The organism is Desulfitobacterium hafniense DCB-2, assembly GCF_000021925.1.
GTDB classification, from domain to species: Bacteria; Bacillota; Desulfitobacteriia; order Desulfitobacteriales; family Desulfitobacteriaceae; genus Desulfitobacterium; species Desulfitobacterium hafniense.
The window spans coordinates 2,883,495-2,906,177 of sequence record NC_011830.1 but is presented as its reverse complement, the minus strand read 5'-3'; the positions used below and the strand labels follow the sequence as shown (position 1 = coordinate 2,906,177).

The window sequence follows — 22,683 nt, the reverse complement described above, 5'->3', positions numbered from 1 at the left end:
TGTGTCAAAATTAACTATGCGCTAAATATCGTTTTAATACAGAGTTGATTTTGCATCCTTTATCCTCTAAAATATGAATTACAAATAAGAATTACAAAGGTAAAGTTATCAAGATTAATTGGAGATGAATCAGCATGGCAGATATTTTTGATATTCCTCTACCCTCTTATGCTTTTACATATATCAATCATTTGGGGGTAATCAACAGGTCCCCCCATACTCAGAAAGCCTATGCCCAGGAACTCTTTCTCTTTTTGAAATTTATTTGTGACTATAAGCCGGGTTTTCCTCCCTCCCCTTCTTCCTTGACAATCGGACACCTTCAGCAAATTCAACATACCGATGTTGAAGCCTATTTAAACTGGGCCAGAACCCAAAGGAAAAACGGAGTAAGAGCCTTAGCCCGCAAACAAGCTGCTATCAAGTCCTTTTACCGCTATTTATTGCGGGAAGACCTGATCTTAAAGGATATCACCATAAAACTCAATCCCATCTCTCAGAATCAGAAAGCCCCCAAAGCCCTTGAGCCGGAACAGATTGCCGATTTGGTGGACATTATTGAGACCGGCACCGGCTTAAGTGAAGGCCAGCTTAAATACCATCTCTATACTGAGAAAAGGGATTATGCCATCTTCCTGACCTTCATAGGTACGGGTTTACGTTTAAGTGAGTTATATGGCCTGAATTTACAAAGCATCGACTTTAATAAAGGTTGTTTTGCCGTAATTCGCAAAGGAAATAAAGAAACCAATATCTATTTTAACACCGAAGTCGCCACAGCCATCCAGGATTATATTAAGAATGAACGGCCCCGCTATATGCTCCAGCATACCGAGGCCTTATTCCTCTCTATCCAGGGCAACCGCATGAGCAAGCGGGCCATCCAGGATCTGATCAAAAAGTATATGGCCATTCTGCAAAACTTTGGCCACAATACAGAGGGCTATAGTGCTCATAAATTGCGCTCGACCTTTGCCACCCTCCTGCTCCGGGAAACAGAAAATCTGGCCATCGTTCAGGATGCTCTTGGTCACAGCGACCCCAGGACGACCAGAATTTATGCCAAGGTCCTCGATGAACAGCTTAGGCGTGCGGCGGATCATATTAAATTCAGGTAAGCATAGTTCACACTACTCCATTATTGGGATTCAAGGTTTTAGTGCGACATAATTTCACTTAATAACAACACCGCATAACAACACCGCATTAATGCAAACTTTCTAAAAATAAAAAAACTGAAAGATACTTATGCATCTCTCAGGCTTTTATCACTTTTAAGTTTTACCTAACCCAGTGCGGTCAATCGACCTGTGCACTTGTTAAGCCTTATTCTTCCCCGTCGTCAGTAATCTCTTCGATTGAGTCAATGGCATTAACGTTAACCTGATCACCATCGGTAAGAGCGATATAGTGTTCCGATTCAGGCGTCCCGGTAAAGCTTTCTTCAATGGCTTCCAGGTCTTTTGCCGTTAAATAGGCCTGTCCCAGGAATCTTTCCTCATTACCGGTTAGAGTATAGATAGCATATAACTTTGACAAACGAATCATCCTTTACAAAAAACTTGAGAAGAGCATAAGCTATTCTCCCCTCCTCATTATAATTTATGAGCTTTGAACTTTCTATACCTATGTAAAAACAGGAAGAAACTCCTTACAGAATGTCTTCCCAACAGAATTTATATTAACGGGGGATATAATTATGATCTAAAACGCTATTTTGTCCTACCTCTTTAAAGACAAAGACAAAAGACGGGCTATCAGCTTTACGCCGATAGTCCGTCTTTTGTCTTTACTTCATAATAATCCCTTCGGGGTCAATCACTTTGTGAAGGAGTTCCAGCTCCTCATAAGTCGGAGTGGGTGTCTCGCCCCTGACTTTAGAGATATTCAGGTCAAAACAGCAGTTATCCCGGCAATCCTCCGCTGAAAAGCCGGGATGAACGGTATCGAGATACATCTCGCCCTGTTCATCGAAGCGATAAATCCCCATATCGGAGATAACGGCTGCCGGCCCGCCTCTGAATGCGGCGCCATATACTTCTTGCTTGGGGACCCACTCTCTATTGGGCCCATGGGGAAACTTCCATCCGGGTGAAGTAATATAGCTGACCTTTTCCACAAAGCGGCGTTTTTGATTGATCTGGGGCATAATCAACACACTTCTTCTGGCTAAGGAATGGATATCCGTATTCCCCCCGCTGCCGGTGAGGCGTTTGCCTGTGGGACCGCCCATGAAGGTTGTGTTGACATTCCCGTACATATCGACCTCGGCTCCCCCCAGGTAAGCAAGGTCGATTCTCCCTGATTGAAGCTGACTGAAGGCATCCATCAGGCCGTCGGCCACAGCGGCTTGATAGCTGCAGCGGGCATCGGCTACGGAAGTGGGTAAATCAATGGGGCGGCCATCGATTGAACCGGATTCATAGATACAAACCGCCGTAGGCGCTTGAGTTTTTTGAGCTAACATAATGGCCAGCATGGGCAGCCCTGTGCCGGCAAAAACAACCTCACCATCCCTGACCTCCCGGGCGGCTGCACAGGCCAGGAGATCCATGGGCTTAAATTCTCCGATCTTTGAATGTTCTTTCTTGCTTTCCATGCCCTTACCCCCTTTTTAATTTTGAAGAATACCCCAAAGCAGGGTTGGCCCGCAGGTTTTCCAGACGTGTCATCCCCAGCTTGCTTAAATATTCCTCGAAATCTTTAACCCCGAAGATCCACTCTTCAGCCCATTGGTCGAAGCCTTCCTGGGTACGGGTGGACTTAAAGAAGTGATTGATAAAAGGACCATCAGGCTCATAGGCACCGTATAAGCCGGTGGGGTGAGCACCCCAGGGCAATTCGACGATATAATCCACGAAATAGCCGGGAAGCATATTGCGGGTTGGTTCACGCCGCAGATACTCCTCAGGAACGACTTGCTCGGCGATAATGATATTGTGTTTAGAGGCTTTGATGGCTTCCTCGTCGCTGAATCTTAAGCCATCCACCCGAACTGTTCCCTCTTCCCCCACCATCTGAACATGGGTAAGGCACCAATCAGGGCTGGCCGCCGGAATCAGGGTGATTTCGGAATCCGTAAAGGGCTCTTTATAAGTGACAAATTTATGTTTGCCGATATGGCGGTTGGACCCGTCCCGGAGCCCTGCTTTGCCCAGGTTATCATTCTCAGGATTGAGCATATCACAGCCTATGGCTGAATAGGTGGGCAGGAAAGGAACTCCCTTGGCCGCAGCGGCTAAGCGGTATAAAGCATGAATATGGGACCAGTCTTCATAGAGAATTTCCTTATTTTCGATCTTGCGGGCCAGATTGCCGCCTAATTTGCCATAGAGCTCATGCCCGCTCCAGCAGGATTCCCATACCCCGACACAGCCTGCTCCCACCAGCATATCATCATGGGTTCCGCCGTTGACTTCAACCAAATGCAGATTTCTTTTCTGCTGACGGATGATCTCGTAAATGGCGGCCATGGGGCGACGCCAGACTGTAAAGCCACCAAAGGTCAGCATATCGCCATCCTTGATTTGGCCGATGGCTTCCGTTAAACTAACATTTTGCGGTCTTGCCATAGAGTTAAACCTCCTTTATCTATATCTGCTTTATTCATATCTGCTTAATCAAAATCTTCCTGACCAACAGATGCGTAACCAATATCTTCCTAACCAATACAGTCCTAGTCTTTAAAAACGCCCAATGACTTCACGTCCGATGATCATACGCTGAATCTGATTGGAGCCTTCATAGATTTGGGTGATCTTAGCATCCCGCATCATGCGCTCCACCGGGTATTCGGAACAATAACCATAACCCCCTAATAACTGCACACAATTCGTGGTGACTTCCATGGCCACGTCGGTAGCAAAAAGCTTCGCCATGGATGCTTCTTTGTTATGGGGCAGTTGATGATCTTTGAGCCAGGCTGCCCGGTAGATGAGCATTTGCGCCGCTTCGATTTTCGTGGCCATGTCGGCGATCATGAATTGAACCCCTTGATTGGCAGCCAGGGGTTTATCAAACTGCTGTCGCTCTTTGATATAATTGATGGTGTAGTCAAGGGCGCCTTCAGCAATTCCCAGACCCTGAGCCCCAATGGTGATCCGTCCCCCGGCCAGCAGCCCCATGGCCACGGCAAATCCGTTATTGATCTCCCCAAGGACATTTTCTTTGGGGACTTTGACATTTTCAAAAATAAGCTCTACAGTAGGTGAGCCATGCATGCCCATCTTCTCGACAGGTTTGCTGATGGTAAATCCGGGCAGATCTTTTTCGATCAGCAAGCAAGTGATCCCCTTCCCTTTCGGCTGGGTAGGATCGGTCTTGACAAAAGTACAGAAAGTCGTGGCCACCGTGCCATTGGTGATGAATATCTTGCCGCCATTGACCAGGAAATGATCCCCCCGGTCTTCAGCTTTGCAGCGGAGCGCCCCGGCATCTGAGCCGGCGTTAGGCTCGGTCAGGGCATAAGCTCCGATAATCTCCCCTGTAGCCAATCGCTCCAGGTATTTTTCTTTTAACTGCTGGCTGCCATAGAGGTACATGCTCATACAGCCTAAACCGGTGTGGACACTGGTAATCACCGCTGTCGATGCGCAGGCTTTGGCCAGTTCTTCCACGATAATGGCAAAATCCAGGTAAGAACCGCCGCCGCCCCCCCATTCTTCAGGAATGGGAAAGCCTGTAAGGCCAAGTTCTCTCATTTTGTTCCATGTAGCCATGGGAAACTCATGGGATTTGTCCAATTCCGGGGCCAGCGGTGCCAGTTGGTTTTGGGCAAATTTTCTGACCATGTCTCTGATCATCAATGTTTCACCGCTCAGTTCAAAATTCACAGTCCCATCCACTCCTTAATTTATCCTTTTTGATATCAATCAGGCTCCACATAGATGAGCATGGCATCGCCCTGGGCGTGCCCTGCACAGATACCACATACTCCATAACCGCCCCCCCGGCGCTTGAGCTCATAGGCTAAGGTCATGACAATTCTGGCTCCGGTCGCTCCAATGGGATGACCATAGGCAATGGCCCCGCCGTTAACATTGACTTTTTCATACATTTGTTCCTTGGTCATGCCCAGAATCGTGCGGGCACTCACCAGGGCGACCGCAGCAAAGGCTTCATTGATTTCGATGAGCTTTATATCCTCAAGGGTCAGCTTATTTTGTTCTAAGACCTTCTTGATGGAAAGCCCGGGAACGGTAGCAATATCCTTGGTGGGCTGGGAGACTTCGGCATAGTCCACAATGGAGAAAAGCGGTTTGAGGCCGAGTTCATCGGCTTTCGCCCGGCTCATCAGGAGACAGACATCCCCGCCGTCGTTTGTTCCCGGGGCATTGCCGGCGGTTACGCTGCCAGGCTTCCCGGTTACAGCACTGATGTGATCAAAAACGGGGCCAAGCTTAGCCAAGCCTTCCAGGGTAGTATTGGCACGGGGGCCTTCATCTTTTTCCAGGGTTTCTTTGCCCGTTTTAACGGCCACCGGAAAGATTTCAGCATCAAGCTTCCCGGCGGCAATCGCTGCCGAGGCGGCGAGCTGTGAATGGAGGGCCCATTCGTCCTGCTCCTCCCGGCTGTAGCCGAATTCATCGGCCACTTCGGAACCGTGAATGGCCATATGGCGCTCATAGAAGGAATCCCAAAGTCCGTCCTTGACCATCAGATCAACACAGTCAATAGTGGGAAGCCCCATCTTCCTGCCTCTGCGCATGTCCGGCAGTGAGAAAGGAATATTGCTCATGCTCTCCTGCCCACCGGCAATGACGATTTCCGCCCTGCCTAAGGCAATCATTTGCGCCCCCAGGTCAATGGTTTTGACACCGGAGGAGCATACTTTATTGACCGTAATGGAAGGGACATGTTCCGGCAATCCTGCCAAAAGAGTGGCCTGGCGGCTGGAGACCTGACCGCTGCCCGCCTGGACGACATGACCCATGATCACATAATCCACTTCACCTGGGGCGACTTTTCCCTTGGTTCGCCGGAGAACTTCTTTAATAGCCAGTGCTCCCAATTGAGCCGCATCGTATTCCAGCAGGGCCCCCAGCGACTTGCCATAGGGTGTCCGGCAGGCTTCCACACAGACGACCTGGCGCTGCCTGGCATAAGTATTCTCAATTTTTCTTCCCAGGGTTGAGTAATCCGGCTTTCTTTCACCGTAAGCGGCGATTTCAGCGTCTTTGTAATAGTTTTTTCTGGTGTGTTCAAGTTTTTGAACCACTTTTTCTGACATCTTGGCTCCTCCCCCGTGACTAAGATCGTCTCTTTATTAATATTGGTAAAATTAGTATTGGTAAAAACCACGACCGGATTTTCTTCCGTACCAGCCGGCTTTAACATATTTGCGCAGAAGCGGGCAGGGACGATATTTGTCCCCCAGTCCTTCATGAAGAATTTCGGAGATGGACAGCACCGTATCCAACCCGATTAAATCTGCCAAAGCTAAGGGGCCCATGGGATGATTCATCCCCAGTTTCATCACCTGATCAATATCTTCAACCGTGGCAATCCCTTCATAAAGGGTATAAACCGCCTCATTGATCATGGGGACTAAGATGCGGTTGGCTACAAATCCAGGGGCATCATTGACCTCTACAGGGGTTTTTCCCATTTCCTGACTTAAGGCTTCAATGGTTTTATAGACTTCGTCGCTGGTGGCCAGGCCGCGAATGACTTCCACCAGCTTCATCACCGGAACCGGATTCATAAAGTGCATACCGATAACCCGGTCAGGACGTTTAGTAAAGGCAGCAATCTCCGTTATGGGGAGAGAGGATGTATTCGTCGCCAGAATGGTATGCTCCGGACAAATCTCATCCAGTTGGGTAAACAGCTGACTCTTGATCACCATATTTTCTACGGCTGCCTCAATAACCAGGTCAGCCGAGGCTGCATCCTGCAAAGCGGTGGATTGGGTAATGCGCCCTAAAGTTGCTGCAGATTCTGTGGCTTCAAGCTTTCCCTTTTCCACATTGCGTCTCAGGTTTTTCTCAATCACACTCAGCCCGCGGGTCACAAACTCCTCTTTAAGATCATTGAGAATAACGGAATAACCCGCTTGGGCGGCGACCTGTGCTATGCCACCACCCATTTGTCCTGCACCGATGACCATGATCTTTTTCATTGGGCTTCCTCCTTTCTGGAGCATGGTTTGTTAAGCAGGGAATATTGTATCGTTTAAGCTCCCTCCTCTAGTACCTTGCTTTACCTTTTTATTTTTAATATTCTGAATTATCTTGCAACAATTGTGCCAAATCTTTCGCTTTGCTAACAAATGGCCAAAGGATGTGAACGATAAAGACGCCTGGTGTCACAGGGTTTAAGGATTAAATCCCCGGGAAGAAATTTTTTTAACCTTACCCGTTGAGAAATATGAGGTAAGAAAGCCATGGAAAAGTAAAAAACAATTGTCCCGAAAGCAGGCATTTGTGTGCACAATGCGTCCGCTTTCGGGACGGTTTTAGCAATGATTAGCCTTGTTTTTGCTCAACTCTATCCTTGATCCATTGAATGATATCGGTTGTCGGTGTGCCCGGAGTAAAAAGCGCTTCTGCGCATCCCTCTTCAATTAAGGCTTTAATATCTTCTTCAGGCAGGGTTCCCCCGCCCATGACAATGATATCTTCAGCATTCTGTTCTCCAAGCAGTTCTCTGACCCTTGGAAAGACAGTCATATGGGAACCGGATAAGATACTGAGCCCGATCACATCCACATCCTCTTGAATCGCTGCTTGGACAATTTGTTCAGGAGTTTGATGCAGTCCTGAATAGATGACTTCCATGCCCCCGTCACGTAAAGCCCGGGCGATGACTTTGGCACCCCGATCATGGCCGTCTAAACCCGGTTTGCCCACCAAAACACGAATGCGCGCTTGTTCCCTGTCTAACCCCATTGTCTAACCCTCCCTTATGTTTAAAGTTTAAAATACAGATTGTTCCCTGTATTCCCCAAAAACCTCTTTGAGGACAGCGACGATTTCCCCTTCGGTAGCGTAAGCCCGAACGGCATCAATAATTTTCGGGATAAGATTATCTGAACTCAGGGCGGTTGCTTTTAAGGCAGCGAGGGTGTTTTGGACGTGTAAATTATCCCGGGTGGCTCTCAGTTCTTTAACACGTTGAGCCTGGTTTCTTTCGATTTCAGGATCAATTTTTAAAAGGTCGATTTCCAGAGCCTCTTCAGTTTGGAATCCGTTGACCCCAACGATAATGCGGTCTTTCCCTTCGATTTCTTTTTGATAGCGATAAGCTGCATCGGCAATTTCCTGCTGGAAAAAGTTCTGATGGATTGCGGCAAGGACTCCGCCCCGTTCTTCAATTTTACGGAAGTATTCTTCAGCCCCTTCTTCCATTTGCCGGGTTAAAGCCTCTACGAAGTAGGAGCCGGCCAGGGGATCAATGGTATTGACGATACCTGTCTCATAGGCCAGAATTTGCTGGGTCCGTAAAGCGATCTGCACGGCTTTTTCCGAAGGTAAGGCCAGAACTTCATCCATAGAATTCGTATGCAGGGACTGAGTTCCTCCCAGCACCGCAGACATGGCCTGATAGGCTGTGCGAATGATATTATTCTCAGGCTGCTGTGCCGTCAGTGAGCACCCGGCAGTCTGTGTATGAAAACGGAGCAGCAGGCTTTCCTCTTTTTTCGCGCCATAGTTTTCTTTCATATGCCTTGCCCAAATCCGGCGGGCGGCGCGATATTTAGCGATTTCTTCAAAAAAGTCAGTGTGTGAATTAAAGAAGAAGGAAAGCCGCGGTGCAAAATCATCCACATCCAGACCGGCCTTGATCCCTGCTTCCACATAGGCGAAGCCATCCGCCAGGGTAAAGGCTAACTCCTGAAGAGCCGTTGCGCCGGCCTCCCGAATATGATAGCCGCTGATACTGATCGTGTTCCACTTGGGAACATGATCCCGGGCAAAGGCGAAACTATCCGTGATCAGGCGGAGAGAAGGTTCCGGTGGGAAAATCCAGGATTTTTGAGCAATGTATTCTTTTAAGATATCGTTTTGGATAGTTCCCGTGAGTTTGTGGGCAGGAACTCCCTGCTTCTCCGCTGTAACAAGATACATTGACCATAAAATAGCCGCAGGAGCATTGGTAGTCATAGAGGTGCTGACTTGATCCAAAGGGATATCCTTAAATAAGGTTTCCATGTCCTGGAGGGAGTCGACAGCAACACCTACCCTGCCCACCTCCCCATAGGCCCGTGGGTGGTCGGAGTCGTAGCCCATGATAGTTGGCATATCGAAAGCTACACTTAATCCCGTTTGGCCTTGACTGAGCAGGAACTTGTACCGTTGATTGGATTCCACAGCCGTGGCGAAGCCGGCAAATTGCCGCATTGTCCAAAGCCGGCCACGGTACATGTTGGTGCGGACGCCCCGTGTATAAGGGTATGCCCCCGAGTAGTTAATATCTTTTTCAAAATCGATTTCAGGAGTGTTATCCGGAGCATAAAGAGGAGCGATGGGGGCGCTGGAAACAGTCATAAATGGCCCTTGGCGCTCTTTCTGCTCCTGGTAGGATTTTTGCCAACGGCTAAAATCTTCTTGCATACCTTTCACCTAACCTTTTTCAGAATCACTCCCTAACCCTTTCACCCTATATCTATAAACAACCTTAAATTTTTAAGGAGCAGAACGGTCGGTAAATCTTCCGGAAACAATAGATGCCCAGATTTCTTCAGCAAGTGTGTAAGGATTGCCAGGTTCAAGGTCATCTCCCTCAGACCTTGGCAAGTCTTGCCAGGCTGCGGCAAAGGCCTGCCGCGCAATAGCTTCCCAATGGCGCCAAACTTCTTGAGTGAAAGCATTGTGACGGCGTTGGCGGCATTTTCCCGACTCGGTCAGAAATGTTTGGTGCCTGGCAATATGATCGCGAAGCTCATTAAGCCCACGCTGCTCAAGAGTGCTGGTCATGACGACAGGTGCCCGCCAGGCCTTTTTACCATTCAGATCCAAAACCATTTCAATATCGTTCTTAAGGCGTTCGGCCCCTGGTAAGTCGGCTTTATTGACAACAAAGATATCGGCAATTTCCATGATACCGGCTTTGATGGCTTGAATGCCATCGCCGGTTCCCGGGTTTAAGACAAGCAGGACCGTATTGGCACATTCCATGATTTCTAATTCTGATTGTCCTACACCGACGGTTTCCAGGAGGAGACGTTCATATCCGGCAGCTTCCAATATTTTTAAGACATCGGTGGTGAATCGCGCCACTCCCCCTAAGTGCCCCCGGGTTCCCATACTCCGTATGAACACTCCAGGATCCGTGCCATGGGACTGCATGCGGATTCTATCGCCCAGAATGGCCCCTCCGGAGTAGGGGCTGCTGGGATCAACGGCGACGATGCCAACTTTATCATGCTGTTCCCGATAGAGCTGAGTGAGCGCTCCGACTAAGGAGCTTTTCCCTGCACCCGGCGGTCCGGTTATGCCGAGGACCATGCGTTGACCGGTCCTGGGCAGGATTCGGCACATAATCTCCACTCGTCCCTGGTTATCCTCGACTTGGGAGATGAGTTTAGCCGCGGCCCGTTTATCCCCCTGCCAAAGGCGCTCTAACCAAGGCTCCCATGCGCTGATTTTCAAAATTCCATCCCTTCCTTTGCCTCAACCCCTTGCTGATAAGCGTGCCGGTGTTCCTGCATGATGGTTACTGTATCGGCAACGGCCAAAAGTTCATCAGGTGCATAACGCCCGGTTAAAACAAGAGTTAAACGGGGGGGACGTTGCTCAATCAGGTCTAAAACTTCCTGAACTGTGACTAAATTAAACCCCAGGGCGACCAAAAGTTCATCGGCTACAATCAAATCAAAACGATCCTCTTGAAACCATTGGGATAAAATAGCTAAACCATCCTGTGCCATGGCAATGTCCACAGGTTCGGGATTCTCAAAGGAAACGAAACAATCCCTGCCTGTTTGCACCAGAGTTAAATTAGGAAGTTTTTCAGAAATCTTAACCTCCCCGTAATTTTTGCTTCCTTTCATGAATTGCAGGAAGCCTACCTTTTGCCCGTGGCCTAAAGCTCTAAGGCTCAGACCCAAAGCGGCGGTGGTTTTTCCTTTGCCGTTACCGGTGTAGACAAGCAAGAGCCCTTTCATCGTTTTCACCTTCCTCCTGTATCTCAAGTAAGGCCAACGCTTCATGTTGTGTTAAATCGTCTTTACTATTTGACATGTTTACTCCCCCTCAACCTGACTGGTTTCCTAAACGATATGCCGTTGCCCTCCTTGCTTTAAATTATCTGAATTATTAGATTATTTATGCAATAACTATGCCAAATATTTTCAACAGCCTCTGGGCTAAGAAACCTTTCCGTATAGTATAAAAAAGCGTCCCGGAAGCGGACGCTTTTGATTAGCAATTATCCGCTTTTGGGACGTTTTTCTGGATGATCTCATCTTAGAACATGCTTAAGTATTAAGATCGTATTTATTTAATTTGTCGTAAAGCCTTGAACGGCTGAGGTTTAAAAGTTTGGCCGCTTTTGTCTTGTTGCCTCCTGCTTTCTCAAGAGCGGCAGCGATCATATCCCGCTCGATCTGACCAAGTCTATCCTGATGACGAATCGTTTTCTTGTTCATTACCTGACCTAAGGCAGTATTGCCGCTGATAATCTGGTGGGGTAAGTGAATCAATTCGATTAAGCCGCTGCGCGTATAGTTAACCGCCCTTTCCACCACATTTTCCAATTCGCGGATATTCCCCGGCCATGAATATTGGAGCAAAGTTGCCATGGCATTAGGAGTGATGCCGCTCACATTGGCCTTAAGAATATCGTTAAATTTAGAGATGAAAAAATGGGTCAAAGGTTCAATATCCTCAAGGCGTTCTCTAAGGGGAGGCAAATGGAGATTGATGACATTTAACCGATAGTAAAGATCCTGCCGGAATTCCCCTTTCGCAATAGCGTTGCTTAATTTCTTATTCGTAGCGGCTAAGATACGAATATTGACCTTGATTGTTTCCGTGCTTCCCAGCCGTTCAATTTCCCGATCTTGTAATACCCGCAGTAATTTCGCCTGCAAAGCCAGGGGCATTTCCCCGATTTCGTCTAAGAAAAGGGTTCCGCCGTCGGCTCGCTCGATGCGTCCCGGTTTCCCATTCTTCGCCGCACCTGTAAAAGCGCCGCCGACATAACCAAACATTTCTGATTCCATAAGACTTTCGGGAATGGACGCACAATTTACTTTGATAAAAGGCCCTTTGCCCCGATCGCTGCCAAGATGAATGGCATGAGCCACCCCTTCTTTGCCGGTCCCGCTTTCCCCGGTGATTAACACGGTTGAGGTGCTGGTAGCGACGATGGATATTTCATCTTTAAGTTTTTTCATTTGGGGACTTTCGGCAACCATATCCTTCATGATGTCCTGAGCTGTCCTGTTTTTTTGTAATTCTTCCTGGAAAAACGTGACTTTATGCTCTAAACAGCGCACTTTTTCAGCAAGTTCCTGAGCCTCGGCAAGGTGAGGAAACACAGCCTTGCCTACAGCACCCACAACCTTTCCCCCTTTGATGATGGGCGAGTTGGAAACGATCAAAGGCTTGCCGCGTATGGTCAATACTTCACTGGTTTGGGACAGCCCGGTACAGGCGACATGATGCAATTGATTTGACGACATGATTTCGGCAATGGGTTTGCCGATCATCTCTTCGGGAGGGAGGGTTAAAAAATCCGCCATGGCTTGATTAACAAGGGTTATCTTTCCTTTTTCATCGACAACGACGATGCCATCACGGATGATATTAAGAACGGTATCAAAAGTTTCATTGAGAGCCTTAACTGTTTCCAATTCCTTGGCTGTATGCTCTAAATCCGTGAGATCCTGTTCGGAATGCCTGAATAAGGTCGTTACCATTTTGGCTTTGCACAAAAGTCCGATCACTTTTCCTTCTTTATTAAGGACGGGAACAGAACCGACTGGACTCATTTTCACGAAATTGGCTAATTGTTCGTCGGGTATGTCATTGGCGATACTTACGACATCGGTAATAAGGTAGGGATCGATCCGATCTTTGGATCTTGCCCCAGCCAAAACAGCGCGATAAAGGCTGCTGTGGCTGAAGATGCTCAACAAGCGGCCTTCTTGATCTAAAACAGGAATGATGGCGATCTTTAAATCCAAAAAAATACTTACAGCTTTTTCTATGGTGTCACCAGGGTTCAGATAGGAAAAGCAGGTATTCGTACCTTCCTGGAGGAGCATGTGTTATCCCTCCTTGTAAAGTTACAACAGATAAGTATTTTCAGTTATTTCTAAATATTCCATCAATATTATAGCATAGATTTGACTATTATATCAGTCAGGTTAGCATCAACCGGCTAAAAGATTGTTAAAATATTGCGGCCCTTCCTGCTAATCACCTTTATTTATCCTCCGGCTATGGTAATCTGATGACCTTCTGCCCTCAAGGCAGCAACGGCTTTATCCAGCTCTTGTTCCTTGATCAATAGATAATCGGTGTCATAAGTCGAGATCACAAAGATGCTAATCCCTTGACTTGCCAACAGCCCGCTTAGATAGGAGAGGACGCCAATCAGCGAAAAATCCAATATCCCTTCAATTCTGAAATAGCGCCAACTCCCCTCGCATTTAACATGTTGAGGAATGTGCTTTTGACTGCAGACAATGGACAATTCATCAGAAGTCCTGGTTATGGACAAAAAGCTTCCTTCCGCCCATTCCGGTACTTGGGCATTGCTGTCTAAGCGGCAAATCCCTAAAACTTCTTCAAATACTTTAAGATTAAACTGTTTTATCATGGTAAACTCCTGCCTTAAACTATTTCCCGGCTTATCACTTTCTACTAAAGCCAACCTGATGTTTATTCTTAATCCGGTAAAAGCACTTCGATTAGAAGCCATTAACTCAGGTATTAATCGAGCCATAACCCCATACAGCAGAAATCATAGAACTTGCCTGAAATCATCAGTTCTCTGGTCATCAACCCCTCCTGAACAAAGCCAAAGCTTTTATATAGCCTAATCCCTCGCTCATGATCACTTCTGACCCGAAGGTTAAGTTTCTTAATCGTCTGCCCATCCTTGGCCCAGCGAATTAATTCCTCGATCATTGTCCGGCCAATTCCTTCTCCCCAATAATCCTTTGAGACCGAGACGCCAAACTCACCTGTATGCTGGGTACGTACCCTGGCCCCATTAACAAAGCTCAGACACCCAACCACCTTGTTGTCAGCTAAGGCAAGGAGCAGCAGCTTATTCTGGGCATTGCGGCTTTCTTCGATCAGGGCTGCCTCATCACTTACTGATACATGCAGCTCGCCAGGCCCGAAGGTCAGAAAATCGGATTCTCCGCCAATCCTTGCTAAATAATCAACTACTTTCTGAGCATCTTCTTTGACTGCTTCTCTGATTATAATGAGTGGCCCATGTTTAAGCTGAATTGACTTCATAGGTTTCAACCCTCTTTCCTATTCTCTCTTTATAAAGATATTCTTCGCAAACCTGCTTTCCCCTTTTGCCAGACCCCCCACTGTTGTATAGGTAAACATGAAAAGAAAAATACGGAAGTTATTGGCTTGAGTTGTCACACCGGCAGCCTAGCCTCATATACTATAGTAAAACCACAGGAAACTATATGAAATCGCCAGGAAGTACAGAATGGTGGTGGGCGGCGCCCTGGGCGAAAAAGAATCCAAAATCTTCAACGTTGAAGATTTTGGATTACTCCCGGACCAGGGTTGTGCTGGATAGAGAACATAAATACCCATAAAGAAAAAGCTGGGGTTCCGCAGAACCCTCAGCTTTTCCCTTCGAAGATTGATGCTTAATTTTATGGCAATTCTAATGAGAACTTGCCTGGGAAGGACCAACCGGCGCTGCCGGTTTTTTCATTGAAAAGAGAACCAAAAAGAAGATCAGGAGAGCCGCAAACCCGACTATGCCGCTGTAATATTGGAATCTCAGGGTTGTGATACCCAAGGTTCCCATAACGGCAGCGTAGATATAGCCGGAAAGGAAACCGCCCAGGTTCATGCCGGTGACAATAATGGACATGGCCATCGGGGTCTGGCTGGGGTGTACGGAGGCTCCGGCCATCATATTGATGGAGGTCATGGTGAGAGTCAAGCCAAATCCCATCAGCGCTTCACCGATAATAAAGAGGGGCACACTCTGGCTGAAGGCAAAGAGGACTTGGGATAAGACGAAAAAGAACAGGCCGAAACTGAGAGTCTGCCGGCCAAACTTTTTAAAGGTTTTGCCAAAAACTATTCCTGCCAGCATGCCGCCTATGGTCATGAACATTAAGACGATCCCGGCCACTGCGGAATTGGCTCCGATAGTTTCAAGAACAGAAGACATATTGGTCAGAGATGGGTAGTAGAGGATGGTGGCGACTCCAAAGGCAATTCCCCAGCCAAAGATGGAAACAGGCATTTTTAGTTTTTGGGCCGGGGCATCTGCCGTACCTGCAGGAAGTTCATGCTTTTTAGGTTCGGGCAGGAAGAATAAAGTGAGCAAAAATGTGATTAAACCAAAACCGTGGGCCAGGAAGCTGTAATTCCATTGAACTGAAGCAAAAACGCCACCCAGCAATTGCAGGACAATCCCGCCGATATTCATGACCACGCCGTTGATTCCCATAATATTGGCCTGCTTATCCGGTGGGATAAGATTGAAAATCAAAGCGGTATTAAGGGGCATGATCAGACCGAGCCCTAAACCAAAGAAGGCTCTGGATACCAGGATCAGAGTAAAATCATTTATGAAATAGGGAATTATACCGCCAATGGTGAACATCAGGGCTGCAAAGAGCACTAAAGTTCTGTACTTAACCGATTTGCCGGCAATGCTGCCGCCGATAATCGCTACCGGAATTGAAACAAGGGAAGGAATTGTGGAAACTAATAATAAAGTGCTGAAACCAATCTGGGGAAAGGCTGCTCCAATCGCAGCTATGGCAGGTGTAATCGTCCCAACGCCCATCGCGATAAACGCAAATGAAAAAATGGCCAATAATACTAGAGATTGTTTCTTCTCGCTCATACTTACCAACCTTTCCGTAATCTAGTGGATTCCACTCCAGAGCTTATTGTTCCTTAGCAATAATTCAAAGGCCCCTGTTTCTCTACCCTCCTTTCATATATCCATATCCCTGTGAACTTGAATATATGTCTATACAAATTATATATCTTTATCTTCATAATAGTATGAATATTGCTGCTGTCAAGAGAAATTTTCCTTTTATTTGTAGAAGTGAATTTCCCAATGGTCGTGATGAAGCTTAAATGGCATGAAATCAGTGCTTTTTCCAGTGCTTCCCTCGCTGAAATGAATGACAGCAAAAAGCCATGACTTGGTGGAATCTATCTTCAAATCATGGCGTATATCCTCTGAGCTATTCTCTTAAGTTATTGCCGATTGGGGCTGACTACTTGGACTATTTCTTTCACTATAGCTTCAGGATGATTAAAATGCATGCTATGACTCGTACCCTGAATTACCTTCATGCGGCTGTTTGCCGACCAAGCGAGCAGCTTTTTTTGAGTCTCATCCCATCCTGGTACTCCCTTGCTGCTTTTTTCCGAAGACAAGAGCACAAAGGGTATATCCCCGATGGGCCCGTTTGATTCAACAATGGCCGCGTTTCGATTCAGTTGTTTTAGCTCCTGAATACTATTGTCATTAAACCAATTGCTATAAAATTTTGCCTTAGCTTTATTCCTCATGTCTTTAGGAAAGTACGTCATTGTGCTGATGCCTAAACTAGTCGCTGCATTTCCGAAAATCCTGATCACCCCGAGTCTTGTGACAAGCCTTGTTCCATGAATAACTGCTTTTAAAGCAGTGGAAAATTTAACTGTACGGTAATATTCGGGGCTGCCACCGTCCACTAATACCACGCCGGCGACCAAGCCTGGATAGGTTTGGGCAAAATGAAGAATCTCCAATGAGCCCATAGAATGCCCCACTAAAACATAAGGTGGCGTTTCACCGCTTTTTTCGAGGAGCAGATAAAGCTCCTTAGTCATTTGTTCGATGGCTCTGGGGGTGGTTGATTTTTCGCTCCACCCATAGCCCGGTATTTCATAAACAACTGCTCTGGTATAGTGGGAAAGACCTTCCAGGACTCTGTAATAATCTACTACAGCCGATGGCGAACCCAAACCCACAGTCATCACCACGGTTGGGTTTCCTTCCCCTTGGGCATAGATATGCATTTTATGGCCTTCAACCTCGATCATTTGACCATCAGGCTGATATTTTTTACTCTCATACTTAACCGAAATCAGCTGGTAAACAAAGCCTGCCCATAGCAAACAAAGCACTGTTACGATAGTCATCGTACTCCTCCTTTTTACACTCAGAAATAACGCGATGTTCCGTTATCGCTCTTAGGAAAGGAAGATCACTGAACTTTTGCCTGCCGATTAAAGCCTGAACTTCAAGCAAAAATCCCAATACCCGCCAGGATATTTGGGAAGACAATTGATAATGATTAGAAACGCGAAACAAGTTGTTGACCAAAGTCCTGTACCGAACCAGGGGTTCCACAGGACATAAAGCGAACAGCTCTAGATTAGCAAGAGTACAAAGAAGTAATCTTATTTCTGCAGAAAGAATATGGCCTGTGAAGAAGGAAAAAGAGTCTATTACTTTATACCTCCATGGCGCACAAGCAAGTAAAATGAATAGGCAGAAACAGATTCCCAAATCGGCCACTTTGCTTTCCTCCCTGGAATAAGATCGCTTAATCCTAGTAATTCCAGATTTTCTTAGCTATTCCTCCAACTTGTTAAGATATTTTCAATATATTTATAGCAAAGAAATTTAAAACAAAGAAAAGGGCCGCACTAAGCAGCCCCTTTACTGTATCGGTTCCAATATGTTACTTTTAGCTGAATTTAATTTCAACTGAATTTAATAGACTCTCTTGGCCCCTACATAGGCATTTTTCCAATAGGGTGTAAAGCCATAAGTAATGACACCTTTACCAGATGTTGCACTGATAAATTGTCCGTCTCCCATATAGATCCCCACATGGCTTACCACACTGCCTGAATTGAAATTAAAGAATACCAAATCCCCTGGTATCAGGGAGTTAAAGCTTACAGAGGTTCCGATTTGGTATTGCTGATTGCTGGTGCGTGGAAGAGTAATCCCATTTTTCTCAAACACATATTGAGTAAATCCGGAACAATCAAAACCTGAGGGTGTCGTTCCTCCCCAGAGGTAAGGAACACCTGTGTAATTCTTGGCCGTGGACAAAATGGCTTGAGTTTTTTGGGAAGGATTCGCTGTACTCTTAGACTCCAGTGCTGTAGTCTTGGAGCCCAGCGCTTTGGTCAAGGCCTGTTGAGTCTGGGGACCGACGATTCCGTCCACTTGGATGCGGGAAGCCGTTTGGAATTTTTGCACCGCTGTTTTTGTCTTGGCACCAAAGATGCCGTCAATGGGGCCCACCTCATAGCCGAGAGTTTGCAAGTTTGATTGCAATGTCGATACAGCTGAACCTCTTGAGCCAACTTTAAGCAATGGAGTAGCGGCATGAGTCGTTTGAGTGCTTACCAGAATCATCACAAGCATGACGCTGAGCAGAAACACAATTTTCTTCTTCAAAAAAATACTCCTCTCCTCGTTGATTAAGGTAGCCTGTCCTTAAGTATAGGGAGGGACGACTTAAAGGTAAATGCAAAGTTGTTTCATATTTTGGATAGATTTTCTTAAATTAGTGGCGGTTTCCAATTTTTATAATTGAATAAAAATAGTACTATAGCAGGGCAATATAAAAAGCGGGTTTGCAATGCAATACACCGCGAACCCGTCTAAACCCCTGGTTTTCCCTTTTCTTTATTTTCTTAGCAATTGTATTTTAATAATGCTTGGAAATTTATCTCCCTATGATATTCTCTGGAGTATTATCTCCAGCCAATTGTTTGGAGAATTTAAAATGAAAATTGTGCATACCTTGTCGTATATAAAAACGATGCGTATCTTGGCGCAGTTGATTACAGGCAACCTCGATTTGATAACAGCCGTTTTCTCTTGCAATCCGGCAACTGTGGGCAAACATTTTCTTTCCTATGCCTTTGTTTCTGTATAAAGGGGCAATTGCAAATTCAAGGATTTCCGCTATTCTCTCCCCATGATGCAACTGTTCCTCAAAACGTATATTTAGCAAGCCAATCACCATACCGTCCTGCTCGCAGACAAGGCAATAATAGCGGCAATCATTTATCTGATCCCTATAAATTGTTTCAAATCTGTCATATGAAAGCTCTTTGTTTTCCATATCGCAAATTAATAAGTAGGCGGCTTTGCAATCATCTAAAGTACTTTTTCTATACATTGTAATACCTATAGCCCTACACCAAAGATACCCCTGCCGCAAGCAGGGCATTTCCCATTGTGGAGAAGGTTCCGGATTTCATAGTTCTCCCGCAGAATCACCTTCTGCCCGCATTGGGGACAAAAAGTGGTCCCTCCCCCAGCGATATTGCCCAGATAGACATACTCCACTTCTTCTCTGGCCAGTTCCCAAAGCTTCCTGAGCTGCTGAGGGTCTGTAGGCGGGGTGTTGAGTTGATAAGCCGGGAAAAACCGGCTCAAATGCCAGGCCAGGGGGGTATCGAGCTGGCGCAGCCAGCGCCCTAATTCCCGAATCTCCCGGGGATCATCATTGGCATCAGGTATAACTAAGGTCGTGATCTCCAGATGAACGCGGCCGGCCAGGCGCTCCACCGTGTCCAGAACCCAGGACAGCCTGCCGCCGCAGAACTTTTGGTAGAATTCTTCTGTAAAGGCCTTAATGTCGATATTGACAGCATCAAGGAAAGGAATCAGCTCTTCGATGTACCGGGAAGCGATGGTGCCGTTGCTGACCAGAACCACCTTGCCGCCATTTTGCCGGACCAGGGGGGCTGTGTCCCGGATCATTTCAAACCAAGTGGTCGGTTCTGAATAGGTAAAGCATAACCCCAGAGAGCCCCGGGCTTGCCTGGCCAGCTCCTCCGGTGTAACCCTCAATCCTTTTTGCCGGGATTGGGAGATTTCATAGTTTTGACAGAAGGTGCAATTAAGGTTGCAGCCGAAGCCGCCCACGGAGAAGATCCGGCTTCCCGGATAAAAATGAAACAAAGGTTTCTTCTCGATGGGATCAAGATGCCAGGATGCCGCTTCCCCGTAATTAAGGGGTTCCACACCATTCCCTTGATTCCCCCGCACATGGCAACGCCCGGTTTGTCCTGAACGAAGCCGGCAATGCTGAGGGCAAAGCAGGCAGCTTGCAGTTTTTTCTTCCATGGACGACCGATACCTCCAGATCATTACTCAAAATAGCGGACGACCTCAAACCGCCACATTTCCACGGGTTCATTCAGACCTAAGCCGGCCTTATGTTTGGCTATGGTCACCTGCTCCTGGGCTGTGTTGACCCCTTCCAAGCGGGGAAGCAGCAGTCCTGTTCTTCCCCGGCTGCGCACAACCACGCCATAACGCCAGGGATCAAGTTCTTCCAGGCCGCTGATTTTTTCCATCTCCCCCAAGACATCCACCGTAATCGTCAGGGCGGGCAATTCCTCCGCCTCCACCGGCCAAAAGCGGGGATCATCTTTGCCGGCAGCCAGAGCGTTATGCTCAATTTCCTGTGCGAGATTTTCCCGGTAAGGGGCAGTGGTGCCAATACAGCCGCGCAGCTCCCCTTCTTTATGGAGAGTTACAAAACAGGGCCGCCGCAGCTTCAGCAAGGGAACATCGGGAGGGGTGAGCCCTTGAGTCGTGCCTGTTTTCAGATAGGCTGCCAGGCATTGTCTGGCCCATTGGGGTAAAGAAGAGGATTGGTAGAGTTCGGCGACGAGATAACCCACCCCAAAGGTTCCTTCATAGGAAAAGACCTTGGGCATCCCTTGCTGCACAGCCAAGGCCAGGCGCAGACTCCGCCAGCCGCATTCCCCCGCTTCCTCGGTCAGGTCTTGGGGAATCTCTTTGATGGCAGAGGGATCTCTGGATAATCCTTCAAAAATCTGCCGGTCAAATTCCGGCCCTGAAGGATGAAGGCCATAGGGACCATCTTCCTTTAAGCGATGGGAGAGATCGCCGCTGGCCACCAAGGCAATGGGTTCGGAATAGTCTTGGAGAACAGTGCGGATGATGTTGCCATAGCCTTCAGGGTCCGCCAGGGGCATACTCATAACCACCAGCTTGCCCTCCCAGCCTGCTTCCCGCAGAAAATACAGGGGGACCAGGGTGCCATGATCCAGCCTTCCTGAATAGAGCACCCCTCCAGGCAGTTCTTTGGCTAACCTTCCGGCCAGAGGCTGATGATTGGCAAAGGCCAGCTTGACCTGGGGCATCCCAAACTGGGCAAAATCCCCCTTGAGAATCTCATCCTGAAAAAGGGCCACCCCCTCCCGCAATAAGGGAGCATGAGGGGAAATAAGCAGAACGGTATCGATTCGGGCTGCCGCTAAATTCCCGGCCAAAGCCCGGTAGGCTGCCAGAGTAGCCGGGCATTTCCTTTCCTCCCCCCGTCCGATCTCGGGCACCAGAATGGGCGGATGAGGGGCAAAGATTGAATACACCAAAGGCATAAGATCACCTATCCTTTTACAATAAGCTCACTTAGTTCAACATCGAGCCGGTCGAGGCGTTTCCTCTCCTGAGTTTTTAGTTCATGGAGCTTGGTCATAATGCTTTGCACCTGGTTTTTGACATTCTCGACACTGGCTTGAGATTCATTGATCCTAGTTTGCATAAACCAGTCGGCAATGATTCCATCAAAGAAAAAGTCGGCAAATTTAATGAACCCTTCTGTTTTCAGACTCAGCTCTGTGCCAATGTGGATATCTGTCAGCTCCGTTTTAAACTGACGCAAAAGACTTTGGGTTTTTTCGATGTTCTCTTGGGCTGAATTGATATGGGAGTGCTTGGCCAGGCCGGAGATCATTCCGCCGCCGAGCAGGTCCCAGGTTCCCCACCCTTCGGCGCTGGAAAGATTGCGGAGAGCCTGGTTAAGACTATCCAGAACTTGACCGCCCACTTCTATGGCTTCATCGATTTCCTTAAGATTAATCCGCCTGCGATTCTTCTCATCGGTAAGGGCCAGGATTTCCTGAGCCATTGCTCCCTGCTCCTCCAGGAGTATTTGCTGCTTTTGGGCATAGAGATCCCGATACTCCGCGGGGCTGTCAACATAGTTCAGCCGCTCAGCAGAAAGCTTGGCAATACTGGCATGAATCTCCTTAATATCTTGCCCAGCCTGATCATATTTGAGCTTGGCAGCCAAGGCCTCACTCCGCTCCTTCTCGATCCGTTCCTCTAAATTTCCTCTCACGGCATGGAAAAAAGCGGACAGACCTTTGCTTTCCAGCTTTTCCACATCCAACATCTCTTGTGCCAGAATTCTCTTCAGCTCTTGTTCATGATTTTCGAGCTCCTGAAGTTCCTCTCCCAGCTTCTTAAGCATAGCGTCAACTTTATGCAGACGGGCTGCCCCCTGCTGAGCCTGGGCCAGCCTTGCGTTGAGATCCTGATTCATTGTATCACTCTCCCGTCTCTTAATGGTCATGCTGAAAGCTTCTGCTTTCTTCATTCTACATATTCCCCGCAACATCCTCTCCTCCCAGACTATTTTTTATTAGATAGACGGAAAGCGTCTTATAAGCCTATGCAAATGATTCACACATTGCAGAATTCTCATTTTGCAGCATCCAAAGG

General features: G+C 47.4%; 22 protein-coding genes. 1 reads left to right on the top strand and 21 read right to left on the bottom strand.

What is annotated here, in order from left to right:
* The first annotated feature begins 134 nt into the window (after positions 1–134).
* A complete protein-coding gene (locus DHAF_RS13540; protein ID WP_005811557.1) occupies positions 135–1,118 on the top strand; it encodes a tyrosine-type recombinase/integrase in 984 nt (327 codons plus the stop codon).
* A 208-nt stretch (positions 1,119–1,326) separates the two neighbouring features.
* Here the strand turns inward: DHAF_RS13540 and DHAF_RS13535 are convergent, their stop codons facing one another.
* The 21 genes from DHAF_RS13535 to DHAF_RS13440 all read right to left on the bottom strand — a co-directional run bounded on the left by DHAF_RS13535 (position 1,327) and on the right by DHAF_RS13440 (position 22,558).
* Positions 1,327–1,548, bottom strand: coding sequence for a hypothetical protein (locus tag DHAF_RS13535; protein ID WP_005811555.1), 222 nt, complete (start codon positions 1,546–1,548; stop codon positions 1,327–1,329).
* Between the two features lie 241 nt (positions 1,549–1,789).
* The gene (locus DHAF_RS13530) at positions 1,790–2,599 is read right to left on the bottom strand and encodes a CoA-transferase subunit beta (protein WP_005811554.1); all 810 of its coding nucleotides are present in this window, start codon (positions 2,597–2,599) and stop codon (positions 1,790–1,792) included.
* Positions 2,600–2,603: 4 nt separating this feature from the next.
* A complete protein-coding gene (locus DHAF_RS13525) occupies positions 2,604–3,572 on the bottom strand; it encodes a CoA transferase subunit A (RefSeq protein WP_005811552.1) in 969 nt (322 codons plus the stop codon).
* A 111-nt stretch (positions 3,573–3,683) separates the two neighbouring features.
* Complete coding sequence (locus DHAF_RS13520) at positions 3,684–4,832, bottom strand: acyl-CoA dehydrogenase family protein (protein WP_015944166.1); 1,149 nt, start codon at positions 4,830–4,832, stop codon at positions 3,684–3,686.
* A 35-nt stretch (positions 4,833–4,867) separates the two neighbouring features.
* Positions 4,868–6,229: a thiolase family protein gene (locus DHAF_RS13515; RefSeq protein ID WP_005811549.1), complete on the bottom strand. Its 1,362-nt coding sequence runs from the start codon at positions 6,227–6,229 to the stop codon at positions 4,868–4,870.
* A gap of 51 nt (positions 6,230–6,280) precedes the next feature.
* A complete protein-coding gene (locus DHAF_RS13510) occupies positions 6,281–7,120 on the bottom strand; it encodes a 3-hydroxybutyryl-CoA dehydrogenase (protein WP_015944165.1) in 840 nt (279 codons plus the stop codon).
* Positions 7,121–7,466: 346 nt separating this feature from the next.
* A complete protein-coding gene (locus tag DHAF_RS13505) occupies positions 7,467–7,889 on the bottom strand; it encodes a cobalamin B12-binding domain-containing protein (RefSeq protein ID WP_005811545.1) in 423 nt (140 codons plus the stop codon).
* A 27-nt stretch (positions 7,890–7,916) separates the two neighbouring features.
* The gene (locus tag DHAF_RS13500) at positions 7,917–9,554 is read right to left on the bottom strand and encodes a methylmalonyl-CoA mutase family protein (protein ID WP_005811544.1); all 1,638 of its coding nucleotides are present in this window, start codon (positions 9,552–9,554) and stop codon (positions 7,917–7,919) included.
* A gap of 72 nt (positions 9,555–9,626) precedes the next feature.
* The gene (gene meaB / locus DHAF_RS13495) at positions 9,627–10,592 is read right to left on the bottom strand and encodes a methylmalonyl Co-A mutase-associated GTPase MeaB (protein ID WP_005811543.1); all 966 of its coding nucleotides are present in this window, start codon (positions 10,590–10,592) and stop codon (positions 9,627–9,629) included.
* On the bottom strand, positions 10,589–11,107 hold the full coding sequence (locus tag DHAF_RS13490) for a cob(I)yrinic acid a,c-diamide adenosyltransferase (RefSeq protein WP_015944164.1): 519 nt from the start codon (positions 11,105–11,107) through the stop codon (positions 10,589–10,591). Before DHAF_RS13490 ends, meaB begins: the two co-directional genes overlap by 4 nt.
* Positions 11,108–11,419: 312 nt before the next feature.
* Positions 11,420–13,213: a sigma-54-dependent Fis family transcriptional regulator gene (locus tag DHAF_RS13485; protein ID WP_005811541.1), complete on the bottom strand. Its 1,794-nt coding sequence runs from the start codon at positions 13,211–13,213 to the stop codon at positions 11,420–11,422.
* Positions 13,214–13,377: 164 nt separating this feature from the next.
* Complete coding sequence (locus DHAF_RS13480) at positions 13,378–13,770, bottom strand: ACT domain-containing protein (protein ID WP_015944163.1); 393 nt, start codon at positions 13,768–13,770, stop codon at positions 13,378–13,380.
* Positions 13,771–13,883: 113 nt separating this feature from the next.
* A complete protein-coding gene (locus tag DHAF_RS13475; protein ID WP_005811538.1) occupies positions 13,884–14,420 on the bottom strand; it encodes a GNAT family N-acetyltransferase in 537 nt (178 codons plus the stop codon).
* A 391-nt stretch (positions 14,421–14,811) separates the two neighbouring features.
* Positions 14,812–16,014, bottom strand: coding sequence for an MFS transporter (locus DHAF_RS13470; protein WP_005811534.1), 1,203 nt, complete (start codon positions 16,012–16,014; stop codon positions 14,812–14,814).
* A gap of 365 nt (positions 16,015–16,379) precedes the next feature.
* Complete coding sequence (locus DHAF_RS13465) at positions 16,380–17,312, bottom strand: alpha/beta fold hydrolase (protein WP_015944162.1); 933 nt, start codon at positions 17,310–17,312, stop codon at positions 16,380–16,382.
* The gene (locus tag DHAF_RS25760; protein ID WP_148213288.1) at positions 17,248–17,691 is read right to left on the bottom strand and encodes a hypothetical protein; all 444 of its coding nucleotides are present in this window, start codon (positions 17,689–17,691) and stop codon (positions 17,248–17,250) included. The genes DHAF_RS13465 and DHAF_RS25760 overlap by 65 nt, the downstream gene beginning before the upstream one ends.
* A 198-nt stretch (positions 17,692–17,889) precedes the next feature.
* Positions 17,890–18,588, bottom strand: a complete 699-nt coding sequence (locus DHAF_RS13460) for a C40 family peptidase (RefSeq protein WP_005811530.1) — start codon at positions 18,586–18,588, stop codon at positions 17,890–17,892.
* 271 nt (positions 18,589–18,859) lie between these two features.
* Positions 18,860–19,318, bottom strand: a complete 459-nt coding sequence (locus tag DHAF_RS13455) for a GNAT family N-acetyltransferase (RefSeq protein WP_005811528.1) — start codon at positions 19,316–19,318, stop codon at positions 18,860–18,862.
* Positions 19,319–19,326: 8 nt separating this feature from the next.
* Complete coding sequence (gene amrS, locus DHAF_RS13450) at positions 19,327–20,295, bottom strand: AmmeMemoRadiSam system radical SAM enzyme (protein WP_011459758.1); 969 nt, start codon at positions 20,293–20,295, stop codon at positions 19,327–19,329.
* The gene (gene amrA, locus DHAF_RS13445) at positions 20,295–21,557 is read right to left on the bottom strand and encodes an AmmeMemoRadiSam system protein A (RefSeq protein ID WP_015944160.1); all 1,263 of its coding nucleotides are present in this window, start codon (positions 21,555–21,557) and stop codon (positions 20,295–20,297) included. The genes amrS and amrA overlap by 1 nt, the downstream gene beginning before the upstream one ends.
* 8 nt (positions 21,558–21,565) lie before the next feature.
* Positions 21,566–22,558, bottom strand: a complete 993-nt coding sequence (locus DHAF_RS13440; protein ID WP_018211766.1) for a hypothetical protein — start codon at positions 22,556–22,558, stop codon at positions 21,566–21,568.
* Positions 22,559–22,683 lie beyond the last annotated feature (125 nt).

What these genes read in the sequence shown, in the direction of transcription:
- DHAF_RS13540 (WP_005811557.1), top strand. Translation starts at nt 135, where the DNA reads ATGGCAGATATTTTTGATATTCCTCTACCCTCTTATGCTTTTACATAT.
- DHAF_RS13535 (WP_005811555.1), bottom strand. Translation starts at nt 1,548, where the DNA reads ATGATTCGTTTGTCAAAGTTATATGCTATCTATACTCTAACCGGTAAT.
- DHAF_RS13530 (WP_005811554.1), bottom strand. Translation starts at nt 2,599, where the DNA reads ATGGAAAGCAAGAAAGAACATTCAAAGATCGGAGAATTTAAGCCCATG.
- DHAF_RS13525 (WP_005811552.1), bottom strand. Translation starts at nt 3,572, where the DNA reads ATGGCAAGACCGCAAAATGTTAGTTTAACGGAAGCCATCGGCCAAATC.
- DHAF_RS13515 (WP_005811549.1), bottom strand. Translation starts at nt 6,229, where the DNA reads ATGTCAGAAAAAGTGGTTCAAAAACTTGAACACACCAGAAAAAACTAT.
- DHAF_RS13510 (WP_015944165.1), bottom strand. Translation starts at nt 7,120, where the DNA reads ATGAAAAAGATCATGGTCATCGGTGCAGGACAAATGGGTGGTGGCATA.
- DHAF_RS13505 (WP_005811545.1), bottom strand. Translation starts at nt 7,889, where the DNA reads ATGGGGTTAGACAGGGAACAAGCGCGCATTCGTGTTTTGGTGGGCAAA.
- DHAF_RS13500 (WP_005811544.1), bottom strand. Translation starts at nt 9,554, where the DNA reads ATGCAAGAAGATTTTAGCCGTTGGCAAAAATCCTACCAGGAGCAGAAA.
- DHAF_RS13490 (WP_015944164.1), bottom strand. Translation starts at nt 11,107, where the DNA reads ATGAAAGGGCTCTTGCTTGTCTACACCGGTAACGGCAAAGGAAAAACC.
- DHAF_RS13485 (WP_005811541.1), bottom strand. Translation starts at nt 13,213, where the DNA reads ATGCTCCTCCAGGAAGGTACGAATACCTGCTTTTCCTATCTGAACCCT.
- DHAF_RS13480 (WP_015944163.1), bottom strand. Translation starts at nt 13,770, where the DNA reads ATGATAAAACAGTTTAATCTTAAAGTATTTGAAGAAGTTTTAGGGATT.
- DHAF_RS13475 (WP_005811538.1), bottom strand. Translation starts at nt 14,420, where the DNA reads ATGAAGTCAATTCAGCTTAAACATGGGCCACTCATTATAATCAGAGAA.
- DHAF_RS13470 (WP_005811534.1), bottom strand. Translation starts at nt 16,014, where the DNA reads ATGAGCGAGAAGAAACAATCTCTAGTATTATTGGCCATTTTTTCATTT.
- DHAF_RS13465 (WP_015944162.1), bottom strand. Translation starts at nt 17,312, where the DNA reads ATGACTATCGTAACAGTGCTTTGTTTGCTATGGGCAGGCTTTGTTTAC.
- DHAF_RS13455 (WP_005811528.1), bottom strand. Translation starts at nt 19,318, where the DNA reads ATGTATAGAAAAAGTACTTTAGATGATTGCAAAGCCGCCTACTTATTA.
- amrS (WP_011459758.1), bottom strand. Translation starts at nt 20,295, where the DNA reads ATGATCTGGAGGTATCGGTCGTCCATGGAAGAAAAAACTGCAAGCTGC.
- amrA (WP_015944160.1), bottom strand. Translation starts at nt 21,557, where the DNA reads ATGCCTTTGGTGTATTCAATCTTTGCCCCTCATCCGCCCATTCTGGTG.
- DHAF_RS13440 (WP_018211766.1), bottom strand. Translation starts at nt 22,558, where the DNA reads ATGAAGAAAGCAGAAGCTTTCAGCATGACCATTAAGAGACGGGAGAGT.